At 72.1% G+C, this 20,741-nt stretch carries 20 protein-coding genes and 1 pseudogene; 12 read left to right on the top strand and 9 right to left on the bottom strand.

Going from position 1 to position 20,741, the window contains the following annotated elements; translation table 11 throughout:
- The first annotated feature begins 109 nt into the window (after positions 1–109).
- Entirely contained in the window at positions 110–1,417 is a 1,308-nt protein-coding gene (locus F8S09_RS01855) for an MFS transporter (protein ID WP_152868439.1), read from the top strand.
- A gap of 32 nt (positions 1,418–1,449) precedes the next feature.
- Here the strand turns inward: F8S09_RS01855 and F8S09_RS18395 are convergent.
- Positions 1,450–1,554 (bottom strand): annotated as a pseudogene (locus F8S09_RS18395) (IS982 family transposase); the annotation flags it as partial.
- A 76-nt stretch (positions 1,555–1,630) separates the two neighbouring features.
- On the bottom strand, positions 1,631–2,020 hold the full coding sequence (locus tag F8S09_RS01845; protein ID WP_152868437.1) for an Hsp20/alpha crystallin family protein: 390 nt from the start codon (positions 2,018–2,020) through the stop codon (positions 1,631–1,633).
- A 90-nt stretch (positions 2,021–2,110) separates the two neighbouring features.
- On the opposite strand from F8S09_RS01845, the gene miaA reads away from it, so the two are divergent.
- The 6 genes from miaA to F8S09_RS01815 all read left to right on the top strand — a co-directional run bounded on the left by miaA (position 2,111) and on the right by F8S09_RS01815 (position 9,307).
- Positions 2,111–3,034, top strand: coding sequence for a tRNA (adenosine(37)-N6)-dimethylallyltransferase MiaA (gene miaA / locus F8S09_RS01840; RefSeq protein ID WP_322618431.1), 924 nt, complete (start codon positions 2,111–2,113; stop codon positions 3,032–3,034).
- Between the two features lie 81 nt (positions 3,035–3,115).
- The gene (gene glgC / locus F8S09_RS01835; RefSeq protein WP_152868433.1) at positions 3,116–4,357 is read left to right on the top strand and encodes a glucose-1-phosphate adenylyltransferase; all 1,242 of its coding nucleotides are present in this window, start codon (positions 3,116–3,118) and stop codon (positions 4,355–4,357) included.
- 167 nt (positions 4,358–4,524) lie between these two features.
- Positions 4,525–6,462: a serine/threonine-protein kinase gene (locus F8S09_RS01830; protein WP_152868431.1), complete on the top strand. Its 1,938-nt coding sequence runs from the start codon at positions 4,525–4,527 to the stop codon at positions 6,460–6,462.
- Between the two features lie 80 nt (positions 6,463–6,542).
- Complete coding sequence (locus tag F8S09_RS01825; RefSeq protein ID WP_152868429.1) at positions 6,543–6,851, top strand: Sec-independent protein translocase subunit TatA/TatB; 309 nt, start codon at positions 6,543–6,545, stop codon at positions 6,849–6,851.
- A 78-nt stretch (positions 6,852–6,929) separates the two neighbouring features.
- Positions 6,930–7,808: a DegV family protein gene (locus F8S09_RS01820; protein WP_322618430.1), complete on the top strand. Its 879-nt coding sequence runs from the start codon at positions 6,930–6,932 to the stop codon at positions 7,806–7,808.
- Positions 7,808–9,307, top strand: a complete 1,500-nt coding sequence (locus F8S09_RS01815) for a YifB family Mg chelatase-like AAA ATPase (protein ID WP_152868427.1) — start codon at positions 7,808–7,810, stop codon at positions 9,305–9,307. Before F8S09_RS01820 ends, F8S09_RS01815 begins: the two co-directional genes overlap by 1 nt.
- 90 nt (positions 9,308–9,397) lie before the next feature.
- Here F8S09_RS01815 and F8S09_RS01810 read toward each other — a convergent pair whose 3' ends face one another.
- Complete coding sequence (locus F8S09_RS01810; protein WP_152868425.1) at positions 9,398–9,658, bottom strand: hypothetical protein; 261 nt, start codon at positions 9,656–9,658, stop codon at positions 9,398–9,400.
- Between the two features lie 127 nt (positions 9,659–9,785).
- Between F8S09_RS01810 and F8S09_RS01805 the strand changes: the two genes are divergently transcribed.
- The 3 genes from F8S09_RS01805 (at position 9,786) to F8S09_RS17550 (ending at position 12,716) form a co-directional block, all read left to right on the top strand.
- Complete coding sequence (locus F8S09_RS01805) at positions 9,786–10,652, top strand: hypothetical protein (protein ID WP_152868423.1); 867 nt, start codon at positions 9,786–9,788, stop codon at positions 10,650–10,652.
- A gap of 31 nt (positions 10,653–10,683) precedes the next feature.
- Entirely contained in the window at positions 10,684–12,426 is a 1,743-nt protein-coding gene (locus F8S09_RS01800; RefSeq protein WP_152868421.1) for an SLC13 family permease, read from the top strand.
- 131 nt (positions 12,427–12,557) lie between these two features.
- On the top strand, positions 12,558–12,716 hold the full coding sequence (locus F8S09_RS17550) for a hypothetical protein (RefSeq protein ID WP_194165185.1): 159 nt from the start codon (positions 12,558–12,560) through the stop codon (positions 12,714–12,716).
- 316 nt (positions 12,717–13,032) lie between these two features.
- On the opposite strand, the gene F8S09_RS01795 is transcribed toward F8S09_RS17550, so the two are convergent.
- Together F8S09_RS01795 and F8S09_RS01790 are read right to left on the bottom strand one after the other, a co-directional pair.
- Complete coding sequence (locus F8S09_RS01795; RefSeq protein ID WP_152868419.1) at positions 13,033–13,299, bottom strand: hypothetical protein; 267 nt, start codon at positions 13,297–13,299, stop codon at positions 13,033–13,035.
- A gap of 84 nt (positions 13,300–13,383) precedes the next feature.
- Positions 13,384–14,739, bottom strand: coding sequence for an MFS transporter (locus F8S09_RS01790; RefSeq protein ID WP_152868417.1), 1,356 nt, complete (start codon positions 14,737–14,739; stop codon positions 13,384–13,386).
- 74 nt (positions 14,740–14,813) lie between these two features.
- On the opposite strand from F8S09_RS01790, the gene F8S09_RS01785 reads away from it, so the two are divergent.
- Positions 14,814–16,121, top strand: coding sequence for a hemolysin family protein (locus tag F8S09_RS01785; RefSeq protein ID WP_322618429.1), 1,308 nt, complete (start codon positions 14,814–14,816; stop codon positions 16,119–16,121).
- A gap of 49 nt (positions 16,122–16,170) precedes the next feature.
- On the opposite strand, the gene F8S09_RS01780 is transcribed toward F8S09_RS01785, so the two are convergent.
- The 4 genes from F8S09_RS01780 to F8S09_RS01765 form a co-directional block, all read right to left on the bottom strand.
- Complete coding sequence (locus tag F8S09_RS01780) at positions 16,171–16,752, bottom strand: hypothetical protein (RefSeq protein WP_152868415.1); 582 nt, start codon at positions 16,750–16,752, stop codon at positions 16,171–16,173.
- A 68-nt stretch (positions 16,753–16,820) separates the two neighbouring features.
- Complete coding sequence (locus F8S09_RS01775) at positions 16,821–18,170, bottom strand: ABC transporter permease (RefSeq protein ID WP_152868413.1); 1,350 nt, start codon at positions 18,168–18,170, stop codon at positions 16,821–16,823.
- Positions 18,167–18,934 carry an ABC transporter ATP-binding protein gene (locus tag F8S09_RS01770; protein WP_322618428.1) on the bottom strand — a complete coding sequence of 256 codons (768 nt, stop codon included), beginning with the start codon at positions 18,932–18,934 and terminating at the stop codon, positions 18,167–18,169. The genes F8S09_RS01775 and F8S09_RS01770 overlap by 4 nt, the downstream gene beginning before the upstream one ends.
- Positions 18,931–19,524 (bottom strand): TolC family protein, encoded by a 594-nt coding sequence (locus tag F8S09_RS01765; protein ID WP_152868411.1) that lies wholly within the window; start codon positions 19,522–19,524, stop codon positions 18,931–18,933. The genes F8S09_RS01770 and F8S09_RS01765 overlap by 4 nt, the downstream gene beginning before the upstream one ends.
- Here F8S09_RS01765 and F8S09_RS01760 point away from each other — a divergent pair.
- Positions 19,508–20,725, top strand: coding sequence for a HAMP domain-containing sensor histidine kinase (locus tag F8S09_RS01760; protein ID WP_152868409.1), 1,218 nt, complete (start codon positions 19,508–19,510; stop codon positions 20,723–20,725). The two genes, F8S09_RS01765 and F8S09_RS01760, sit on opposite strands and share 17 nt — an antisense overlap.
- Positions 20,726–20,741 lie beyond the last annotated feature (16 nt).

The following is a 20,741-nucleotide window of genomic DNA, read 5'->3' as shown; positions in this document are numbered from 1 at the left end:
GACAGAGGTCACATTTGCAAAGCCTTCATCGGATCAGGTGGCGGTCAGGAAGGTCGGAGGTGTCTTCTCGGGCGGAACGCCCCCCTTTCGGGGGGCCTATGCTGGGGAGATGCTAGCCAGCCTCTCCGGGTGGAGTGCCCGGACGTTCAGCGCCCTGCGGCATCCCAACTACCGCCGCTACTGGTTTTCACAACTGCTCTCGCTGGTCGGCTCGTGGATGCAGGCGACTGCCCAGCAGTACCTCGTGCTGGAGCTGACGGGGGGCAGCAGCGCGGCCCTGGGGTACGTGACGGTCGCGCAGTTTCTGCCCAGCCTGCTGCTCTCGCTGTTCGCGGGGGCGGTGGTCGACCGGGTGCCCCGGCGCCGGGTACTGCTCGCCACCCAGATCACGCTGCTGTTCACGGCGGTGACCCTGGCCGTCACCACGCACCTCGGGATCGTCACGCTGCCGCTAGTGATGGCGATCGCCTTTGTGGGCGGCATCGCCAACGCCTTTGACATGCCCGCCCGTCAGAGCATGGTCGTGGACTTCGTGCCGCGTAGCGACGTTCCCAACGCGGTCGCGCTCAACAGCCTCTCGTTCAACGTTTCGCGCACGGTGGGGCAGGCCCTCTTCGGCATCGTCGCGGCGCTGGGCGTCTCGCTGCTCGCGGCCGGGGACCCGGACGACATCTCGCGCCTGGCGCTGCCCTTCTACCTCAACGTCTCGTCATTTTTCGTGGTGCTGTTCGTGATCGCCACCCTCCCCTTTCCGCCGCGAGAGGGAATTCCACAGGGCAGCGTAGGCGAGAACATCCGCGAAGGGCTGGCCTACGTGCGGCGCACTCCGGCGGTGCGGAACGTGATGCTGCTCGTCGGCCTGATGAGCCTGACCATCATCAATTTCAACGTCATCATCCCCTACTACGCGCGGGTCGTGTTCGGGGCGCGGGAGGCGGCCTTCGGGACCCTCTCGGCGATGTTCGGTCTGGGGGCAATGGCGGGGGCGCTGTGGCAGGCCAGCAAACCCAATCCGCTGCGGAATCTGCGGCTGGGCGGCGTGATTCTACTGGCGAGTGCAGCGACGCTGGCCCTGACGCCGGGACCGCTGCTCGCCGGACCCGTGCTGGCCGCGTGCGGCTTCGGGATGCTCTCGCTGCTCGTCAGCGCGAACAGCGCGGTGCAACTCTCTATCCCGGATCATCTGCGCGGGCGGGTGATGAGCCTGTATTCCTTCGTGCTCGTCGGCATGGGACCGCCCGGCGCCCTGATCGCCAGTTTCTTGATCGGCAAGGAAGGACCGCTGGGGCCGCGCGTGGGCCTGCTGACGCTGGCCGCGCTGGGGGGCCTCAGCCTGCTGTTCTTGTGGAGGCGGCTGCCCCGGCAGCTTCCCCGCCCGGAGCCTGCGCCCGGTGCGGCCCCGGCAGCCGCGGACTGATACACCGCGCAGAGGGATTGACAAGCCGCACGTCATGGGTTGAGGTCAATGAATTTGAGGGTGTGGGCCAGAACGTTCAGGGCCACCTTCAGCCGCAAGCCCACCATCGTTCCGACCTGTCCCCAGCGCAGCCCCGCTCAACCTCCTGGCATTGCGCTTAGGGCTCGCGAAAAGGGGGGAAAACATCGTCCAGAACGGCGAAGAACAGCATCCTTACCCCTGTTCCGATCTCACGTCGATCGTCGGGTGGCGCTTCTCGAAGCGCACGTTCAGGACGCCCGCCGCGAGCTGGGCCTCGCCTGAGTTGGGCACGGTGGCCTCCGGAAAGGGCAGGGTGCGGCTGAAGGCTCCGCCGGGGCGCTCGCCGTGCAGCAGCCGGGCAGGGACCTCGCGGCGGCCCGCGACGGTCACGGCCCCGCCCTCTTCGTGCATCTCCAGGCTCTCCGGGTCCACGCCGGGCACGTCGAGCAACAGCCGCAGGTGGGTGTCCTCGTCCACCCAGTCGGCGGGCGGGGTCCAGGGGCTGCCCAGGGTGCCCAGCGTCTCGACCTCCTCCCGCAGGGTCATCAGCTGTTGCAACCGGGCGAGGACGGGTTCGTTCATGCCTCCCACGGTAGCACCGGGCCGTAAACTCGCGCGTGTGAAACCCTGTGCGGTGAGTCGTCGACGAACCCGAGCGAAGCGAGAAGCACTGTGACGTCCGCCCCGCCCTTTGCCGTCCCCATTCTCACCGCCCCCACCGCGGCGGGGAAAAGCGCCCTGGCCCTCGCGCTCGCGGTCCCCCGCCCGGCCGAGGTCGTGGCCGCCGACGCCTTCACCGTCTACCGGGGGCTGGATATCGGCACCGCCAAGCCGGGGGCCGCGGACCGGGCCGCCGTGCCCCACCACCTTCTCGACGTGGCCGACGTGACCGAGAGCTACGACGTGGCCCGCTACGTGCGGGAAGCGGAGGCGGCGGTCGCGGACATCCAGGCGCGGGGCCGGGTGCCGCTGGTCGTGGGGGGCACGGGCTTCTACCTCTCCGCCCTGCGGCGCGGCTTGCCCCTGACCCCGCCCGCCGACCGCGCGGTGCAGGCCGAGGTGGAGGGCGAGTTGGCCGAGCGTGGCCTGGAGGCGCTGCTGGCCGAGATCGCCCGCGTCAGCCCCCAGGAGGCCGGGCGGATGCAGGGCAACCCGCGCCGGGTGGTCCGGGCGCTGGAGGTCTACCGCCGCACCGGGCGCTTTCCGGGCGAGTTCGGGTACAGCCCGCCGCGCTTTGCCTATCAGGTGTTCGCCTTCACCCGCCCCTGGCCAGAGCTGGAAGCCCGCATCGCGGGGCGGGTGGAGGAGATGCTCGCGGGAGGCTGGCCGGAGGAAGCGGCGTGGCTGGCCGAACAGGTGCCGCCGGACACCGGCCCGCGCCCCACCGTCTGGCAGGCGCTGGGCTACCCGGAAGCGCTCGCGGCAGCGCGGGCCGAGTTGACCCCGGAGGAGGCCGCCGCCCGCATTACCCTCGCCACTCGGCGCTACGCCCGGCGGCAGCTCACCTGGATACGGACGCAGCTTGGCGCGGAGGTCGGCGGGCCGGAGGAAACGGCGGCGGCCCTGGCCCGGCACCTGGACGTGGAGGTCCTCTAAAGTCGGCTCCTCCCAGCGGGGCGGCTAGACTGAGCGCGACATTTCTCGCTCCGTCCCCTCTGGACCCGCAGGAGGCCTGCCATGAAACCACGCGTTCTGGGAATGATTCTGGCTGGGGGGCAGGGCTCGCGCCTGACGCCCCTGACCCTCAAGCGGTCCAAGCCCGCCGTGCCCTTCGGCGGCAAGTACCGCATCATCGATTTTGCGATCAACAACTTCATCAACTCGGGCGTCTTTTCGATCTATGTGCTGACCCAGTACAAGGCGCAGAGCCTGACCGAGCACATCCAGCGCGGCTGGCGCTTCGGCACCTTTCTGCAGGACTACTTCATCACGCTGGTCCCCGCGCAGATGTACCGCTACGAGGAACTCGGCGCGGTGTGGTACCGGGGCACCGCCGACGCCGTGTACCAGAACCTGCACCTTGTCGACAACTTCGAGGCCGATTACGTGGCGATCTTCTCGGGCGACCACATCTACAAGATGAATGTGGAGCACATGCTCCAGTCGCACATCGACGCCCGCGCCGACGTGACCATCGCCGCCTACCCGATGCCCCGCACCGAGGCGCACCGCTTCGGCGTGATGCATGTGGGCGACCGAGGCCGGGTCACCGAGTTTCTGGAAAAGCCCGCCGACCCGCCCGGCATGCCTGGCGACCCCGACATGACCCTGACGAGCATGGGCAACTACATCTTCTCGCGCCGGGCGCTAGAAGAACTGCTGCACACCTCCATCAGCGGGCAGGAGGACGGCTTCGACTTCGGACAGGACGTGATTCCGCGTGCGCTGGCCGACGGCTATTCGGTCCAGGCCTACGACTTCCACCGCAACCCGATTCCCGGTCAGCAGGGGCCGAACCTCTACTGGCGCGACGTGGGGACGCTCGACGCCTACTTCGACGCCAGCCTCGATCTGGTCAGCGTGAATCCGGAATTCGACATCTACAACCCGCAGTGGCCGCTGCGCACGAGCAGCGAATTTTCCCCGCCCGCCAAGTTCGTCCACGAGTCCGAGGGCCGCAAGGGGCAGGCCTTCAACTCCAGCCTCGCCGGGGGCGTGATTGTCAGCGGCGGGACCGTGCGCGACTCCATCCTCAGCCGCAATGTCCACATCCACTCGTACTCGCTCGTGGAAAGCTGCGTGCTGTTCGACAATGTGGTCGTGGGGCGGCACTCGCACCTGCGCCGGGTGATCGTGGACAAGGACGTGACCATCCCGCCCGGCACCCGGATCGGCGTGGACCCCGAGGAGGACCGCGCCCGCGGCTTCACGGTCACCGAGAACGGCGTCGTGGTGGTGCCCAAGAGTTACACGTTCTGAGTGTGCCGCGCGGAACTCCCGGATACCCTCTCTGCTTCGCAGCGCGAGCCCGCCTCTTCAGGGCACCTGCCCTCCGTGGGCTCTGGAGGCTTTACTGAGGAGCAGGCCGCGAAGCGGACGGCGGGGTTAAGGAGTTCCCCCCCCGCCCTCCGCTATGCTTCCCCCTGATGGAAGTCGGCGCGGAGGTGGGAGGGCGCTACCGCCTGCACGCCCTGATCGGCGAGGGCGGCAGCGCCAAGGTCTACCGCGCGGAAGACACCTTGCTGGGCCGCGAGGTCGCCGTCAAGGTGCTGCATCCCCACCTGCCCGACGGCGACCGCGCCCGCTTCCTGCGCGAGGTCCGCACGCTCGCCCGCCTCTCGCATCCCGGCGTGGTGCCCGTCCTCGACCTGGGGGAGGTGCCGGGGGAGGGAGGCAGCCCCGCCCGCGCCTTTTTCACCATGCCGCTGCTGGCCGGGCCAATCACGGCGCTGGGGCCATTGGAGGACTCTCCCGCGTCGCTGACCCCCTTCCTCACGGCGGCGGGCTTCGCGTCGCGGGCGCTGGGCTTTATTCACGCGCAGGGGATCATCCACCGCGACCTCACGCCGGGAAACGTGCTGCTGGACGAGGCCCGGATGCCCCGGCTGATGGACTTCGGGCTGGTGGCCCTGTCCGAACACAGCCGCCACCTCACCCGCAGCGGGGTCACGCTGGGCACGCCCGCGTACATGGCCCCCGAGCAGGCGCGGGGGTCGGGGGTGGGGCCGCGCAGCGACCTCTATGCGCTGGGTGCGGTGCTGTACCGGGTGGCTTGCGGGTCGCCGCCCTTCGTGGGAGACAGCGACCAGAGCGTCCTCTTTCAACATGTCTACGAACCGCCGCCCGACCCCCGCGACCTCAACCCCGCCGTGCCCGACGCGGTGGCGCGGGTGCTGCTGGCCCTGCTCGCCAAGAACCCGGAGGAGCGGCCCGAGAGTGGCGAGGCCGCCGCGCACCTGTGGGCGCTGGCCCGGCGCGAGGTCTGGACCGCCCATGCACGGGGCCAGTACCGGGGCGGACGCACCCGCACGGGCGAGCATCCCGACGGCCCGGCCCGCGTGGGCAACCTGACCGAAGCCTGGAGCGTGCCCCTGCCCGGCGAGGTGACCTGGCCCGCCGCCGTGGTGGGCGAGGGCGACCTCCTCGCGGTGGGCACGCGGGGTGGGCAGCTCGTGCTGATGCACACGTCGGGACGGCCCTACGCCACCCACGCCGCCCGCGACGAGGTGACGGCCCCGGCGACCTTCGTGGGCGGGGACATCCTGTACGGCGCGTGGGACGGCACCCTGCGGCGGGTGCGGCTGCGCGGCGGCGAGCAGGTCTGGGAGCACCAGGCCCGCGCCGAGTTCACCGGGGCACCGACCCTGTGGGGGGGCCGGGTCCTGGCCGCCAGCCGCGACGGTCACCTGCACGCGCTGAACGCCCGCACCGGGGACCTCGCCTGGGCGTACCGGGCGGGGGGGCCGGTCGCCGCCTCGCCGGTCGTGTGGGCGGGCGCCGCGCTGCTGTGCGACGAGAACGGCTGGCTGCACGCCCTCGACGCCCGCACCGGCACCCCGCTGTGGAAGGTCGAGGTCGGCACCGTCCACGCCACCCCTGCCCTGCGCCCCACCGCGCCGGGCCGCGCCACCCTGCTCGTCCCCACCTGGCCCGGCGAGGTCCACGCCCTGTCGCTCCGGGCCGACGGGGGCCGCGCCGTGCTCGACAGCCCCGAGCCGACCCTCTGGACCTACGACCTGGAAGACGAGATCTGGGCCGCCCCCGCCCTGACTGCCGACCTCGCGCTGGTCGCGGGCTGGGGGGGGACCGTGCGGGCGCTGCGCCTCTCGGACGGGGAGGACGTGTGGGCGTTTGCGTTGGAGGGCCGGGTCACCGCCAGCCCGGTCGTGAGCGCGGGCTTGGTCTTCCTGGCGTCCGAGGAGGGCGAACTCGCCGCGCTTGACATTCACACCGGGGCCGTGCGCTGGCGCCGCCGCGAGCGCGAAGGGGTGCAGGCGACGCCGCTGGCCGCCGCTGGGACGCTCTACGTCGCGTTCATGAACGGGACGCTGCGGGCCTACCGGGAGGGGGAGGAGGGGGTGTAGCTTACGTCCACCGGTCAACCCCGTCCCTATGACGTTTGCCTTAACCGGCCCAGCGTACACTGGCCGCTGGAGGTCGTCCTATGCCCAATATCGGACCCGCTGAACTCCTGGTCATTCTGGTGATCGCCCTGCTGGTGTTCGGCCCCAAGAAACTTCCCGAACTCGGCAAGAGCCTGGGTTCGGGCATCCGCGAGTTCCGCCGCAGCACCCAGGGCCTCAAGGAAGAGCTGGAGGGCAGCCTGCGCGAAACCCCGCCCGCCGCTGGCCCCGCCCCAGTGCAGCCTGCCCCGGTCCAGACCGTGGTCGCGCAGGCGGTGGTGCCCCCGGTCGCGCCCCCCGCCGAGGCCGCGCCCCGCCCCGCCTCCGACGTGCTGCCCCCCCGCCCCTGAGCTTCCCCCCAGCGAGCCCCGGCCGCCCACCCCCAAACGCGGGGTGGGCAGCCGGGGCTCGGCTGCTAGATTGGCCGCGTGACCCCGTCGAATGTGGCTCCCCGCCGCGTGGCCCTGGTGACCGACAGCACGGCCGACCTGACTCCCGCCGAGTGGGCTGAGCTCCGGGTCTCGGTGGTCGGCCTCACGCTGGAGGTGGGCGGAACCCTGTACAGCGATCCCGGCACCGTGCGCCGCCCCGGTCTCCCCGTGATGGACCCGGCGACCCTGGTGCGCCGCATGGAGGAGGGCGGGGCGCCCCGCACGTCCCAGGCCGTGCCCGGCGACTTCCGGCAGGCTTACGCGGAAGCGCTGGAGGCCGGGGCCGAGCGGGTGCTGTGCTTCCCGGTGGCTTCTCACCTCAGCGGCACCTTCGCCTCGGCGGTGACGGCGGCCCAGGAATTCGGAGGCCAGGTGGAGGTCGTGGACACGGGCACCCTCAGCCTCGGGCTGGGAGCGGCGGTGCGTCAGGCGCGGGTCTGGCTGGACGGGGGAGCCGACCCCGGCGAGGTCGCCCGGCGGCTGGCGGGGTTCGGGAACCGGGTCTTCCTGCGCTTCGTGCCCGGCAGCCTGCGCTGGCTGGTCGCGGGGGGGCGGCTCTCGCGGGTGGCGGGAGCGGCGGCGGGACTCCTCAACGTCCACCCGGTGATCCGTGCGGAGGCCGGAAAGGTCGAGGCCGCCGCCCGCATCCGGGGCTTCCACGCGGCGCTGCGCGAACTGGCCCGCTCTTTTCCGGAAGGGTTGGAGGCCACCGTGCTGCACGCCGGGAATCCGGAGGGTGCCCGAACGCTCGCCGGGGAACTCGCCCTGCGCAACGTCCGGGTGCGGGCCACTCGCGAGATCACGGCGGTCCTGCTGGTCCACGCCGGGCCGGGGACCGTCGGGCTGGTAGGCGTGCCCCCGCTGGAGCCCGCCTGATGCTCGCCCGCGCCCGCAGCGTGGCCCTGATCGGCGTGGACGCCGTGCCCGTCGAGGTCGAGGTGGATGTTTCGCCTGGGTTGCCTGCCTTCACCGTGGTCGGCCTTCCCGATCAGGCCGTCAGCGAGGCCCGCGAGCGGGTCCGGGCGGCCGTCCGCAACGCCGCACTGCCCTTTCCCGCCGCCCGCATCACCGTGAATCTCGCCCCCGCCGACCTGCGTAAGGAAGGTCCGCTGTACGATCTTCCCATCGCGCTGGGGCTGCTCGCCGCGCAGGAATTGCTGCCGCCGGAGGCCCTGCGCGGACTGGTGTGCGCTGGGGAACTTGCCCTCGACGGGTCGCTGCGGCCCATCGCCGGGGCCGTCAACGTGGCCCTCCTCGCCGCGCAGGAGGAAGTGCCCGCGCTCCTGCCGGGCGCCAATGCCGCCGAGGCCGCCCTGATCGACGGGGTGACGGTTTTTCCGGCCGGAACACTGCTGGAGGCCGTACGTCACTTGAATGGAGAGCTTCCCCTCACGCCCGCCTCGCCGCCCGAGACGCCGCTCGACGAGGACACCCCCCTCGACCTCGCGGACCTCAAGGGCCAGAGCGGGGCCAAGCGGGCGCTGGAAATTGCGCTCGCGGGCGGGCACAACCTCCTGATGATCGGTTCGCCCGGCAGCGGCAAGACGATGCTGGCCCGCCGGGCACCGGGACTGCTGCCGCCCCTGACCCGCGCAGAGGCGCTGGAGGTCACCCGCATCCACTCGGCGGCCGGGCTGCTGACCACGCGGGGCGGGCTGGTGGGGCGGCCGCCCTACCGCGCTCCGCACCACACCGTCAGCGACGCCGGACTGATCGGCGGCGGGAGCGTCCCCCGCCCCGGCGAGGTGTCGCTCGCGCACCGGGGCGTGCTCTTTCTGGACGAGTTTCCGGAGTTCTCGCGCAAGGCGCTGGAAACCTTGAGGCAACCCCTGGAAGACCGCACGGTCTCGATCAGCCGGGCGCGGGCGACCGTCACCTACCCGGCCAACTTCCAACTTGTGGCCGCAATGAACCCCTGCAAGTGCGGCCACTTCGGCGACCCCGAGCGGGCCTGCACCTGCACGCCGACCGAACGTGCCCGCTACGCCGGGAGGCTGAGTGGTCCGCTGCTCGACCGCGTGGACATTTTGTGTCGCGTACCCAGACTTACTGTGGACGAGCTGTCCCGCGCTCCAGAGGGCGAATCCAGCGCCGTCGTCCGCGAGCGGGTGGCCACCGCGCGTGCCCGGATGCTCGCCCGGCAGGGGGGCCGCAACAGCGACCTCGCCGGGCAGGCGCTGCGGCAGCACGCGCACCTGGGGCCGGGTCCGGAAGCCTTTGCGCGGGCGGCAGCCCGGCAACTGGGCCTGACGGGACGCGGGTTCGACCGTGTGTTGAAGGTCGCCCGGACCGTGGCCGACCTCGCCGGGCAGGAGCACATCTCGGAAGCCCACCTTGCGGAGGCCGTCACCTACCGGCCCCGTGACCTCGTCTAGCATCTGGCTCCGCCTGAGACGGACGTGGGCATGAAGTCGCCTCCCGGACCAAGAGCCGGGAGGCGGGAGAATCAAGCAGGGGGCGAGCCCTCAGCTCGTCTCCTCGCCGCCGTCGCGGTGGGTATGGGCGGTGCCGTCGTCCGCGCCGCCGCCACTCACCATCATGTTCTCGGGGTTGACCACGGCGGGGCTGGCACTCTGGTTGCTGTTCACGATGGCGGGCACGGCGGCCGTGTCGTTGTCGCGGACCGTCTCGCCGGGCAGTGAGGAATTGACCAGGTTGCCGCTCTCCTGCTCGATCTCCTCGACGCTGCGGCCCAGCGGAGCGTCTCCATATCGGTTGTCGGTCATGGGTCAGTGTGGAGGCAGGCGGGCCTGCGGCGGGTGAGGAAGGGGTAGGGGAGCGTTAAAACCGTGGCCGCCTGCCTGCTTCCCGCCCCGGAGCCGCTATCCTGCCGGGCAAGGTGAGGACACAGTGATGAGCGAGCGAGTGCAGTCGGCCCTGCGGGGCCTGGGAATCGGCGGAACGCCCCTGGCGACCCTGGAGAAAGAAGACGCCCTCTTCGTGCTGCTGGAAGGTCTGCTGATCTATCAGGACGCGGGCGGCACCCGCCGGGTCACCCTGCGCGACCTCAACCGCATCCACAGCGACGGCGACGGCCTCCTCAGGGTCGAGACGCCTGCCGGGACCGCCCTGACGGCCAGCCTGCTGGGCTTTGACCCCGCCGAGGTGCAGGCCTTTTTCCCGCAGGTCCGCGACGCGACGGCCCGCGCCAAGGACCTCCCGTCCGCGCCCCTGCCCGCCGCGGGCGGCTTCAAGACCTTCGGGACCACCCCCGCGCCTTCGCCCGCCCCCGGTTCCAGCCTGTCCGGCGTGGCCGCGAAAGACCCGGCCAACCGCCGGGTGACGACGGTGACGGCCACGCCCGTTCCGGTCTCCCCAGCTCCGCCGCCACCCGCGTCTGAGGCCAGGCAGGCGGAAGTCCCCGTGACTCCCGCTTCCACCAACGCTCCCGCAGAACCCGGAGCGGGAGAACTAATGTCGGCGCAAGACCGCCCCGCCAAGCCCACCGCCCCCCTCGCCGCCCTCCCCATGCTGGCCGAGCGGGCGAATGCGGTGCACGCGCTCGTTGGGCGGCTGCGGGTGCTGGCGGTCGTGCTGGGGCTGGCAGCGGTGGGGCTGGCGGCGGTGCAGTACCTGAACGAGCAGGCGTTCCAGGGCTTCTGGACCCTGATCGCGGGCGGGGTGGGGAGCGTGGCCCTGTTCATCTTCGCGGACGTGACCCGGCTGATCGTCACGCTGGCCCGCGCGGTCGCGGAACAGCCGCGCACGCCGGACGCCTGAGCCCCTCCAAGCCCCACGCCTGGAGCCCGTCATGGACCCCGTGACCATCCTGCTGCTGCTGTTCGGGCTGGCGCTGCTGCTGTTTGCCACCGAGTGGCTGCCCGTCGACGTCACGGCGCTGCTGCTGCTCGCGGCCCTGCTGGTGCTGGGCCTGATCCCCACCCGCGAGGCCTTCGCGGGCTTCGGCAGCGACACTGTCCTCACGCTCGCGGGCCTCTTTGTCCTCACGCAAATGCTGCTGCGGGCGGGGGTGATCGAGTGGATCGGCACCGCGCTGGCCCGCCGGGCGCGGAACGCCGCCGGGATGGTGCGCGGCATGCTGGGCACGGTCGCGGGCGTCAGCGCCTTTACCAGCAACACGGCGACCACCGCCGTCTTCCTGCCGCTGGTGACCGGGCTGGCCCGCCGGGCGGGAATCGCCCCCAGCCGGGTACTGCTGCCGCTGGCCTACGCGAGCATCCTGGGCGGGACGGTCACGGTGATCGGGACGAGCACCAACCTCGTCGTGTCGGGGGCGCTGCCGGGAGCGGGGCTCGATCCCCTGGGCTTTTTCGAGCTGGCCTGGGTCGGGATTCCGGTGGCGGTCGTGGGCCTGCTGTACCTCTTTTTCGTGGCGCCCCGGCTGCTTCCCGAGCGCGAGGCTGAGCTGGAAGCCTCGCTGCGGGCTTACCTCGCGGACCTGACGGTGGCGCCCGGCAGTCCCCTCGCCGGGCAGACCCTGCGCGAGTCGGGGCTGGGCCGCGACCACGGCCTGACGGTGGTGGCGGTGCGCCGGGGCGAGCAGACGATCTATGCCCCCGGCCCCGACTTCCAGATACAGGAACTTGACACCCTGGCGGTCGAGGGGCCGCCGGAGCGCATCCTGGCGGGCAAGAGCACCCTGGGCGTCTTTTCCAAGAGCGAGCAGAAGTTGCAGGTGGAGGGCTCAGCCCCGGTGCGGCTGGTGGAGGCAGTGGTGCTGCCCGGCAGCCTCCTGATCGGCCGCACCCTGCGCGAGGCCCGCTTCCGCGAGCGCTACGGCCTCTCGGTGCTGGCCCTGCACCGCCGCGCCCGGACGGTGGAGCGTCTGGGCGGGCTGAGGGTGCAGGTCGGCGACGTGCTGCTGATTCAGGGCACCCCCGACCGCATCGGGGGGCTGGGTGACCACCTCACCGTGCTGGGCGACCTCACCGAAGCGCAGCGGGACCTGCGCCGCGCTCCCCTCGCCCTGGGGCTGTTCGGCGGCGCGGTGGTGCTGGGGGGCCTGGGCGTGTTGCCTCTCAGCGTGGCGGTCGTGATCGCGGTGGCGCTCGCCCTCGCGCTGCGGCTGGTCACCCCGGAGGAGGCCTACCGCTCGGTGGAGTGGCCGGTGATCGTGCTGGTGGCCTGCATGCTGGCCTTCGGGACGGCCTTCGAGGACACCGGGGCCGCGCGGGTCCTGACCGGCGCCCTCTCCGGGGTGCTGGAGCCGCTGGGACCCTACGGCCTGCTCGCCGCCCTCTTCGCGGTGACGGTGGCGCTGACCCAGCCCATGAGCAACCAGGCGGCGGCGCTGGTCATGCTGCCCCTCGCCATCGGCACGGCCACGGCGCTGGGGTACGATCCCCGCCCTTTTGTCATCGGCATCACCATCGCGGCGAGCAACTCCTTTATCACGCCGCTGGAGCCGTCCTGCATGCTGGTCTATGGACCGGGTCGGTACCGTTTCCTCGACTTCGTGCGGGTCGGTTCGGGCCTTACGGCGGTCACCTTCGCAGTGTCGCTGCTGGTCATTCCCCGGGTCTGGCCGTTCTAGGGCACCGGGCGCAAGGAGGTGTGGGAGGCCACGGGACCTGGGCTGTGGCCGCCTTTAGGAAATGTTCCCGTGAGGGCGGCCTTTCCCGTGGGGGGGAGAGGAGCGCCGGACGCGGCTGTTATGCTGCCCGCATGAGTTCAGACCGCAGCAGCGGCAGCCACGCCCCGATAACCTGGGTTTTCGCTCTCCTGGCGCTCGGCGCCCTGGTGGGAATCGGCACGGCGGCCGCGCTCCTGGCCCGCAAGGACCGCCCCCTCCCGGACGACCCCGACGCGCCGCTGTTTATTTGAGGAGGGGAATGTTTCAGGCCAGCAGGCCGCCGGGGCTTACTCCCTGGCGGCTTGTGTTCGTGCGCTGAGGGTCCTACGGGATTGCTCTGAAGCCCAGACATCTGGGAGGGCGCCATAGGGTCGGCCATCGCCGCAACCCGTCTTCTTGACGGCTCGCTTTGCTGGAATGATCGCCATTCGGGGTCAGGCCAACTGGCGGAGCTCCCTCCGTGGCCTTTCGCCGCATCAGGGCACAGGGGGGATTATGGGGAGCGCAGACACGCTGTACGGCCCGTGCGCTTCAGTGCCCCCAGCCCTGCCTTTTCGGGACTTCGTGTCAGTCCTCCATGTCGGGGTTCAGGTTCCCGGCCAGCTGCAACGGGCGGTCGGTGTCCCCTGCTCCGGTGTCCGGACCCACCAGGGCTTCCACCTCCTCGGCGCTGAGGTGCTCGCGGGCAGGGGTCGGAACGGGTGGGGCCTCGCGGTCGGCCAGATCGGCGGGCGCCGGACCCTGCGCGGCAGGCCTGTCATCGGAAGGGGACAGGGGGGTACGGACCCGCAGGGTGGGATTGACGGGCAGGACGTCGCGGTCGTCGTGGTTCATACCTGAGCATGCCTCCGGGATGTCAGGACCGTCTGATGCCTGACCCAAGATTCCATGAGACTCCACTGCGGGAGCCGCGGCACCCTACCCCCGCCGCAGCCGTCCCGCCGCCAGCCACCCCAGCACCGCCGCCAGCAGCGTGACCCCGAAGGCAACCGTGAAGGCCCGCTCCAGCGGCAGCCGGGCGATCAAGGCTCCGCCGACACCGGCGGCGACCGCCACGCACAGCACCTCAATATTGGCAAGCTGCCCGGAAAGCCGCCCCGACTCTCCGGGGTCGGCGGCGGCCAGCGCGTAGAGGCTGTTGCTGTTGTAGCCCACCCCCATCCCCAGGCAGGCCAGCACCCATGCCGGGTAGACGGCCCACAGCGGCAACCCCCCCAGCACCGCCAGGGCGCTGGTGAGCAGCCCGGTCGCCATCAGTCCCAGGCCCACCCGCACCCGCAGGGGCCGGGACTCGGCGCCCAGACGGCGCTCGACCTGCGCCTGCACCCAGGACCCCAGCGTCCAAGTGGCTCCCCCCAGGCTCAGGACCCAGCCCGCCGCCGTCAGCGAGAGGCCGCGCAGCTCGTTCAGCGCCAGTGGCAGAAAGGAGTTGGTCCCCAGCAGCGCAAACGCCGCCAGCCCCCGTACAGCGAGCGCCGTGGGCAGGCCGCCCGCGAACCGCAGCAGGCCCACCGGAAAGAGGCGGCGGGCCGTCAGCGCGGTCCCGGCCGCGCCGAGCGCCACCAGTCCACCGCCGAGGAGTCCCGGCGACCGCAGCCCCTCCACCAGCGCTCCCGCCGACGCCGCCAGCCCCAGGGCGGGCCACAGCAGGGCGGTCTGCGACTCGGCCCGTCCCCCCACGCGGGGTGCCGGACCCCGCAGCGGCCACAGGCACAGCGGCGCGACGAGGGCGAGGACAGGCACCAACCCCCAGAACACCGTGCGCCACGACCACAGGTCCGCGATCAGGCTGGCGATGAGGGGACCGACGAGCGCGGGCAACAGCCACGCCGAGGAGACGGCGGCGAGCATCCGCGCCCGCTGCGCTTCCGGGTAGCGGGTCGTGATGACCGCGAAGGGCAGTGCCCCCAGCCCCCCGGCCCCCAGCCCCTGAATCAGCCGCCCCAGCACGAACACCGTCATGGTGGGGGCCAGTCCGCCCACCAGCAGCCCCGCCGCGAACACCGCCAGCGAGAACCCGGCGCTCCACATCAGGCCCCGGCGGTCGCCCAGCACGCCGCCCAGCACCGCCCCGAACAGGCTGGAGAGCAAAAAGGCGCTCGACGCCCAGCCGTAAAGCGCCAGCCCCCGCAACTCGTCGGCCACGCGCGGGAGCACGGTGCCCACCGCCATCGACTCGAAGGCCACGACGAGGACGGTCAGCAGCAGCCCGGCCCCCAGGGTGCGGGGCGGGGCAGGCACGGGGACGGCGGGCGCGGCAGACACGGCGGGCATCCTCGCATATCGGGGGCCGGGCGGGGGCACGCTGCCGCCGCGTGTCCTGGCCCCGCTCCCGTACACTGCCCCCCGTGGGCAATCCCTGGCTGGAGTTCGGCATCCTGGTGCTGCTGCTGATCGTGAATGGTCTGTTCTCGGGGTCGGAGCTGGGCGTGGTGTCGGCCCGCAAGTCGCGGCTTCAGGCGCGGGCGACCGCCGGGCACAGGGGCGCGGCGCGGGCGCTGGCCCTCGCCGAGCGGCCCGGCGCGTTTCTGGCGACCGTGCAGATCGGCATCACGTTGATCGGCACCATCAGCGCCGTCTTCGCAGGGGGCAGCCTGACCCAGTACCTCGAACCCGCGCTGCGGCCCCTGTTCGGGGAGTCGGCGGGGTCGGCCGCGTCGGTGGCGGTCGTGCTGCTGGTGACTTTTCTCTCGCTCGTGCTGGGTGAACTCGCCCCCAAGAACATCGCCCTGCGCGACCCCGAGGGGCTGGCGGCGCGGGTGGCCCCCTTTTTCACGGTGCTCTCGCGGGTGATGCGGCCGGTCGTGTGGCTGCTGGAAGGCACCACCCGCGGCCTGCTGTGGCTGCTGGGGCTACGCGGCGAGCCGCAGGAAAAGATTACCGAGGAGGACGTCAAGGCGCTCGCCCTGCAAGCCGCCGAGAGCGGCAGCCTGGAAGCGGGCGAGACGGAGCGCATCGACCACGTGCTGCGCTTCAACGACCGCCGGGTGCGCGACCTGATGACCCACCGCGCCGACGTGGTGCTGCTCTCGGCCGCCGCGCCCGTTTCCGAGAGCATCGAGCAGGTGCTCGCCGCCCCGCACGACCGCTACCCCCTGACCACCGCTTCCGGCGAGGTGATCGGGCAGGTGCGGGTGGTGGACGTGCTGCGGGCGTCGCGCACGGGCGAGTCGCTCACCGACCTGATGCAGCCCGTGCTGTTCGTGCCCGAAACCGCCTGGGCTGAGGACGCGCTCTCGCGCCTGACTGAGGGCGGGCATCAGCGCCTCGCCATCGTGGTGGACGAGTACGGCCTGTTCTCCGGGCTGCTGACCGCCACCGACCTCCTGACCGAGCTGGCGGGGGTCGACGCCCCCGGCGAGGAGGAGATGATCGTGCGGCGCGAGGACGGCTCCTTTCTGGTGGACGGCGGCGTGCCCATGCACGACCTGCGGGCCACCCTCCCCCTGCCCCGGCAGGACCCGGAGGAGTTCAGCACCCTGGCGGGTTATGTCCTTGAAGCCCTGGGCGAGTTCCCGCAGGTGGGGGCGCGGACCCAGGTGGGCGGCTGGACCCTGGAGGTCGTGGACCTCGACGGCCCGCGCATTGACCAGGTGCTAATCGTGCCGCCCCCGGACGTGATCCTGGTCACCCCCCGCTCAGCCGGGGAGGGATGAGGGGCGAACGGGCGAACACGCCGGCGCCCCCCCTACCGCCTTTCCGCGCCTACTTCTTGCGCAGCACGGCCAGGTAACTCTTGAGGGCGTCTGCCGCTGGCCCCTGGGCAAAGGGGTTAAACGCGCTGTCCTGGGGCGAACGGGAGGCTGCGCCGGAGGTGTCGGGGCGCCCCTGCCCCTGCGCCCCGCCGATGCGGCCCGGTATGCCCGGAATTCTCACGCCGGTCCGGCCCTGACCCTGGCTGCTCTGCACCTGTGCCCGCCGGGCGGCCTGCTCCTGCTCGGCCTTGATCAGCAGGCCGTCGAGCACCGTGAGCTGGCGGGCCGTCAGAATCCTGTCCTCGATCTGGGTCAGGTACCTTCCGGCAGTGTTGGGCGCCACCCCCCCAGGCTTTTGCAGCGCCGTCAGGATGGTGATCAGGGACCTGGCCTGCGTCTTCGTCACGGCGGTGGCCCGGTTCTTTTCCAGCTCGGGCAGCAGGCGGACCGTCTGCGCGAGGTCCATCACGGGCTGCATCTGCGCCATGCGGGCGCGGGCCTGGGCGCTGGGCTGCCGGGTGCCCGTCTGGGCAGCGGCGACCGGGAGGAGGGCGAGGGTGAGGATCAGGCCGGAGGTCAGGCGTCGGGGCATGGGGGTCTCCTTGAATTTGGGAATGGGAGGGGGCGGAGGTGCGGCCGGAACCCGGCCCACTCGTGGGCTCACTCGTGCCGGAGGCTGTCGACCGGGTCCAGCCGGGCGGCGCGGGCCGCCGGGTAGTAGCCGAAGAACACGCCGACAAAGGCGCTGAAGACAAACGCCACGGCGATGGGCGCGGCGGAAAAGACCGGGGCGATGCCAAAGGCGCTTCCCGCGTGGGCCGCGGCGATGCCCAGCGCCAGCCCGATGATTCCGCCGCCGACCGAGAGCAGCGCCGCCTCGACCAGAAACTGGGTCAGGATGTCGCGCGGTTTGGCGCCCAGCGCCTTGCGGATGCCGATCTCGCGGGTGCGCTCGGTCACGCTGACCAGCATGATGTTCATGATCCCGATGCCGCCGACCAGCAGGCTGATGCCCGCGATGGCGCCCACCAGCAGCGTCAGGGTGCTGGTCACGCTGTTCAGGCTCGCCAGCGAGTCGGCCTGGTTCTGCACCTGAAAGTCGTAGCTTTCGGGGTCGGCCAGTTCGTGGCGCTCGGCCATCAGCGCGGTCACGTCGGCCTGGAGGGGGGTCAGGTCGTCCTTGTCGGCGGCCTGGAGGTAGACGTTGTTGACGGTCGGCTCGCCGCTCGCGCTGTTGGTGCGGGAAAAGCGGCGCAGGTAGGTGCTCAGCGGAATCAGGACCTGCGCGTTGGCGTTGCCGAAGCCGCTGTCGCCCTTGTCGGGCAGCACGCCGACCACCGTGAAGGTCACGGCGCCCAGCCGGATCTTTTGCCCCACCGGGTCACTGCCGTCGGCGAAGAGGTCCGTCGCCACCTGCGAGCCGATCACCGCCACGCGCTTGCGGCCCTCCACGTCCGCGTCCGTGAAATAGCTGCCGCTCTGGACGGGGCTGTTGCGGACCGTCTCGTAGGCGGGCCAGGTGCCCAGCAGCGTGACCTGGGTATTGACGCTGCCGACCTTGGCCTGCACGCTGCTCTGGGTGGTGGGGGCCACCCCCGCGACCCGCGTGCCAAAGGCCCCGGCCAGCGCCTCGGCGTCTTCCAGCGTGACCGTCTGCCGGGGGCCGCCGCGCACCAGCGAGCCGCCCGGCTGGCCGCGGGCGCTCTGCACGGTCAGGAGGTTGGTGCCCAGCGACTCGAGGTTCCGGGTCACGCCCGCCGTGCTGCCCTGCCCGATGGCGGTCAGCGCGATGACCGCCGCCACCCCGATAATCACCCCCAGTGCCGTGAGAAACGAGCGCATGGGCGTGCCTACGATGGCCCGCCACGCGATCACAAAGGCCCCGCCCAGACCGATGCCGCCCCGGCCCTGGGGAGGCGCTCCCGTGACCTCGCGGGGGTCGGTGCCGGGTCGCCCCGGCTGCGGCTGACCTGTCCCCGGCTGTTCGCCCGGCTGCCCGGCCACGGTCATGGCGCCGCCTCACTGGAGGGGGTCTCGGCGGCGGCGGCGGCGGGGGGCGGTGGGGGGCGGTGGGGCCTTTGCCGCTCGTCGCGCTCGATCAGGCCGTCGCGCACCCGCACCACCCGCTCGGCATACGCGCCGATGTCGGCCTCGTGGGTGACCAGGATGACGGTGGTGCCCTGGGCGTGCAGCCGGGCGAACAGGCCCATGACTTCTTCAGAGGTGCGGGTGTCGAGGTTGCCGGTCGGCTCGTCGGCGAGCAGCAGCCGGGGCCGCCCCGCGAGCGCCCGGGCGATCGCCACCCGCTGCTTTTGCCCGCCGCTGATCTGGGTGGGCCGGTTGCCCGCCTTGTCGGCCAGCCCGACCTCGGCCAGCAGCTCCAGCGCCCGCTCCCGGCGCTCGCGGGGGGGCACCCCGGCGTAGGTCATGGGAACCTCCACGTTCTCCAGCAGCGTCTGGCGCGGCAGCAGGTGAAACGCCTGAAAGACGAAGCCCAGCTCGCGGTTGCGGGCCTCGGCCCGCTCGTTTTCCGTCAGGGTGGTCACGTCGCGCCCGGCGAGGTGGTAGGTGCCGCTGCTGGGGCGGTCCAGCAGCCCGATAATCTGCATCAGGGTGGTCTTGCCGCTGCCGGAGGGTCCCATCAGGGCGACCATCTCCCCCTGATGAATCTGGAGGCTCACGCCGGACAGGGCCTCGAACACCACGTCGCCCTGGGCGTAGGTCTTGCGCACGCCGAGCAGGTCCACGACCGGGGGGACAGGGCGGACAATCACAGGGAACCTCCGGCGGCGTTCTCGATGCGAAGAAGGGCGGTCTGCTGGGCCGCGCGGGCCTGCACGAGGTCGCGCTCGGCCTGCGCGGGACCGAGGGCGGCGGCCGTCACGTCGTCGGCGGTGCCGGTCCTGGCCGTGAGGCGGGCCTGCGCCGCACTCAGGGCGGAGCGGGCGACCTCCACGGCGGTCTGCTGCGAGGCCACGGTCAGGGCCGCGCTCTGGGCGGCGCTGTAGAGGGTGCGGACGTTCAGTTCGGCGTTCTGCTGGGCCACCCGCAGCGAGAGTTCGGCCTGGGTGACCCCCGCCGGCGCCGTTCCCCCGAAGGGCAGCGAGTAGCCCAGGCCCGCGCTGCCCTCCTTGATGTTCAGGCTCGCGCTCAGGCCGCCGCCACTGCTGGGGCCGTAGCGCACGCTGGCGGTGAGGTCCGGCAACCGCACGTCGCGCTGCTGTTCCTCGAGCGATTCCTGCGCGGCGGCCAGGGCGTTCTGGGCCTGAATCACCTCCGCGGTGTTGGCGCGTGCCCGGGCCACCAGCGTCCCCAGGTCCGGCAGGGCGGCGCTGGCGGTGGGGGCAATGTTCCTGTTTTCCAATCTGGCGGTGCAGCGCGAGGTCGCCCGGTTGCCCCCCGAGGTTCAGGCCTACTTGCGGGAGCGCCAGGCCGCGGAGCGCCGGGGCGAGGAGCCGCCGCCGCCCCCTCCCCTCCCCAGCCGGGCCGGGGTGCCAGCTCCCGCCCCGGGCACGGGCGAGGCGGCGCCTGACCCCGGCGCGGTGGACGGGCCGGTTCGGGGACGGACCAGGACCGCCGGACTGCCCGCTGCCCTGAACCCGCGCAACCGCTCCTTCGTGCGCGACGTGCAGGGCAGCCTGGTCGAGGGGGGCCTGGTGGCTGCCGGACTCGCGGCCCTGCTGAGCCTGTGGCTGGCCCGCCGGGTGGCCCGGCCCCTGGGCGCGGTCACGGCGGCGACGACCCGGCTCGCGGCCGGGGACCTCTCGGCCCGGGCACCCCTGCTGCGCGGCGACCGCGAGGTGGCCGAGCTGGCCCGCACCTTCAACGAGATGGCGGGCAACCTCGAAGCCCTCGAACGTGAGCGCCGACAGGCCATCGCCGACATCGCACACGAGTTGCGCACGCCGATCGCCATCATCCAGGCGCGGCTCGACGCCCTCGAGGACGGCATCTATCCACTGGAGGCCGGGCAGATCGCGCTGCTGAGCGGTCAGGTGCAGCTGCTGACCCGGCTGGTGGGCGACCTGCGCACGCTGACCCTGGCCGACGCGGGCAAACTGGGCCTGCACCCCCAGCCGGTCGACCTGGCCGAGATCGCCGCGCAGGTCGTGCGGGACCTGAGCGACCGGGCCGCCGCCCAGGGCATCGAGCTGCGGCTCAGCGCCCGCCCCGCGCCCCTGCTGGCCGACCGGGACCGGGTGCGGCAGGTCACCGCCAACCTGGTCGACAACGCCCTGCGCCACGCCCACCGCCGGGTCGAGCTTCAGGTGGACTCCGGCGGGGGGCAGGCCGTCTTGCACGTTGACGACGACGGCCCCGGCATTCCCGAGCCGCTGCGCCGCGCCGTGTTCGCCCGCTTCACGCGCCTGGACGAGAGCCGCACGCGCGACACAGGCGGCAGCGGCCTGGGCCTCGCCATCGTCAAGGCCCTCGCCGGGGCGCACGGCGGTCAGGCCAGCGCGGCGGCCTCTCCCCTGGGGGGCGCCCGCTTCAGCGTTTTCCTCCCAGCGAGCCGGTCGGGCCGTGACGGCCCCGACGGGGGCTGGGCCGATTCGGGGCGGTGATCCGGCAGGGGCGCCA

The sequence above is a fragment of the Deinococcus terrestris genome (assembly GCF_009377345.1).
Lineage (GTDB): Bacteria > Deinococcota > Deinococci > Deinococcales > Deinococcaceae > Deinococcus > Deinococcus terrestris.
This window is presented reverse-complemented; position numbering and strand designations above follow the sequence as displayed.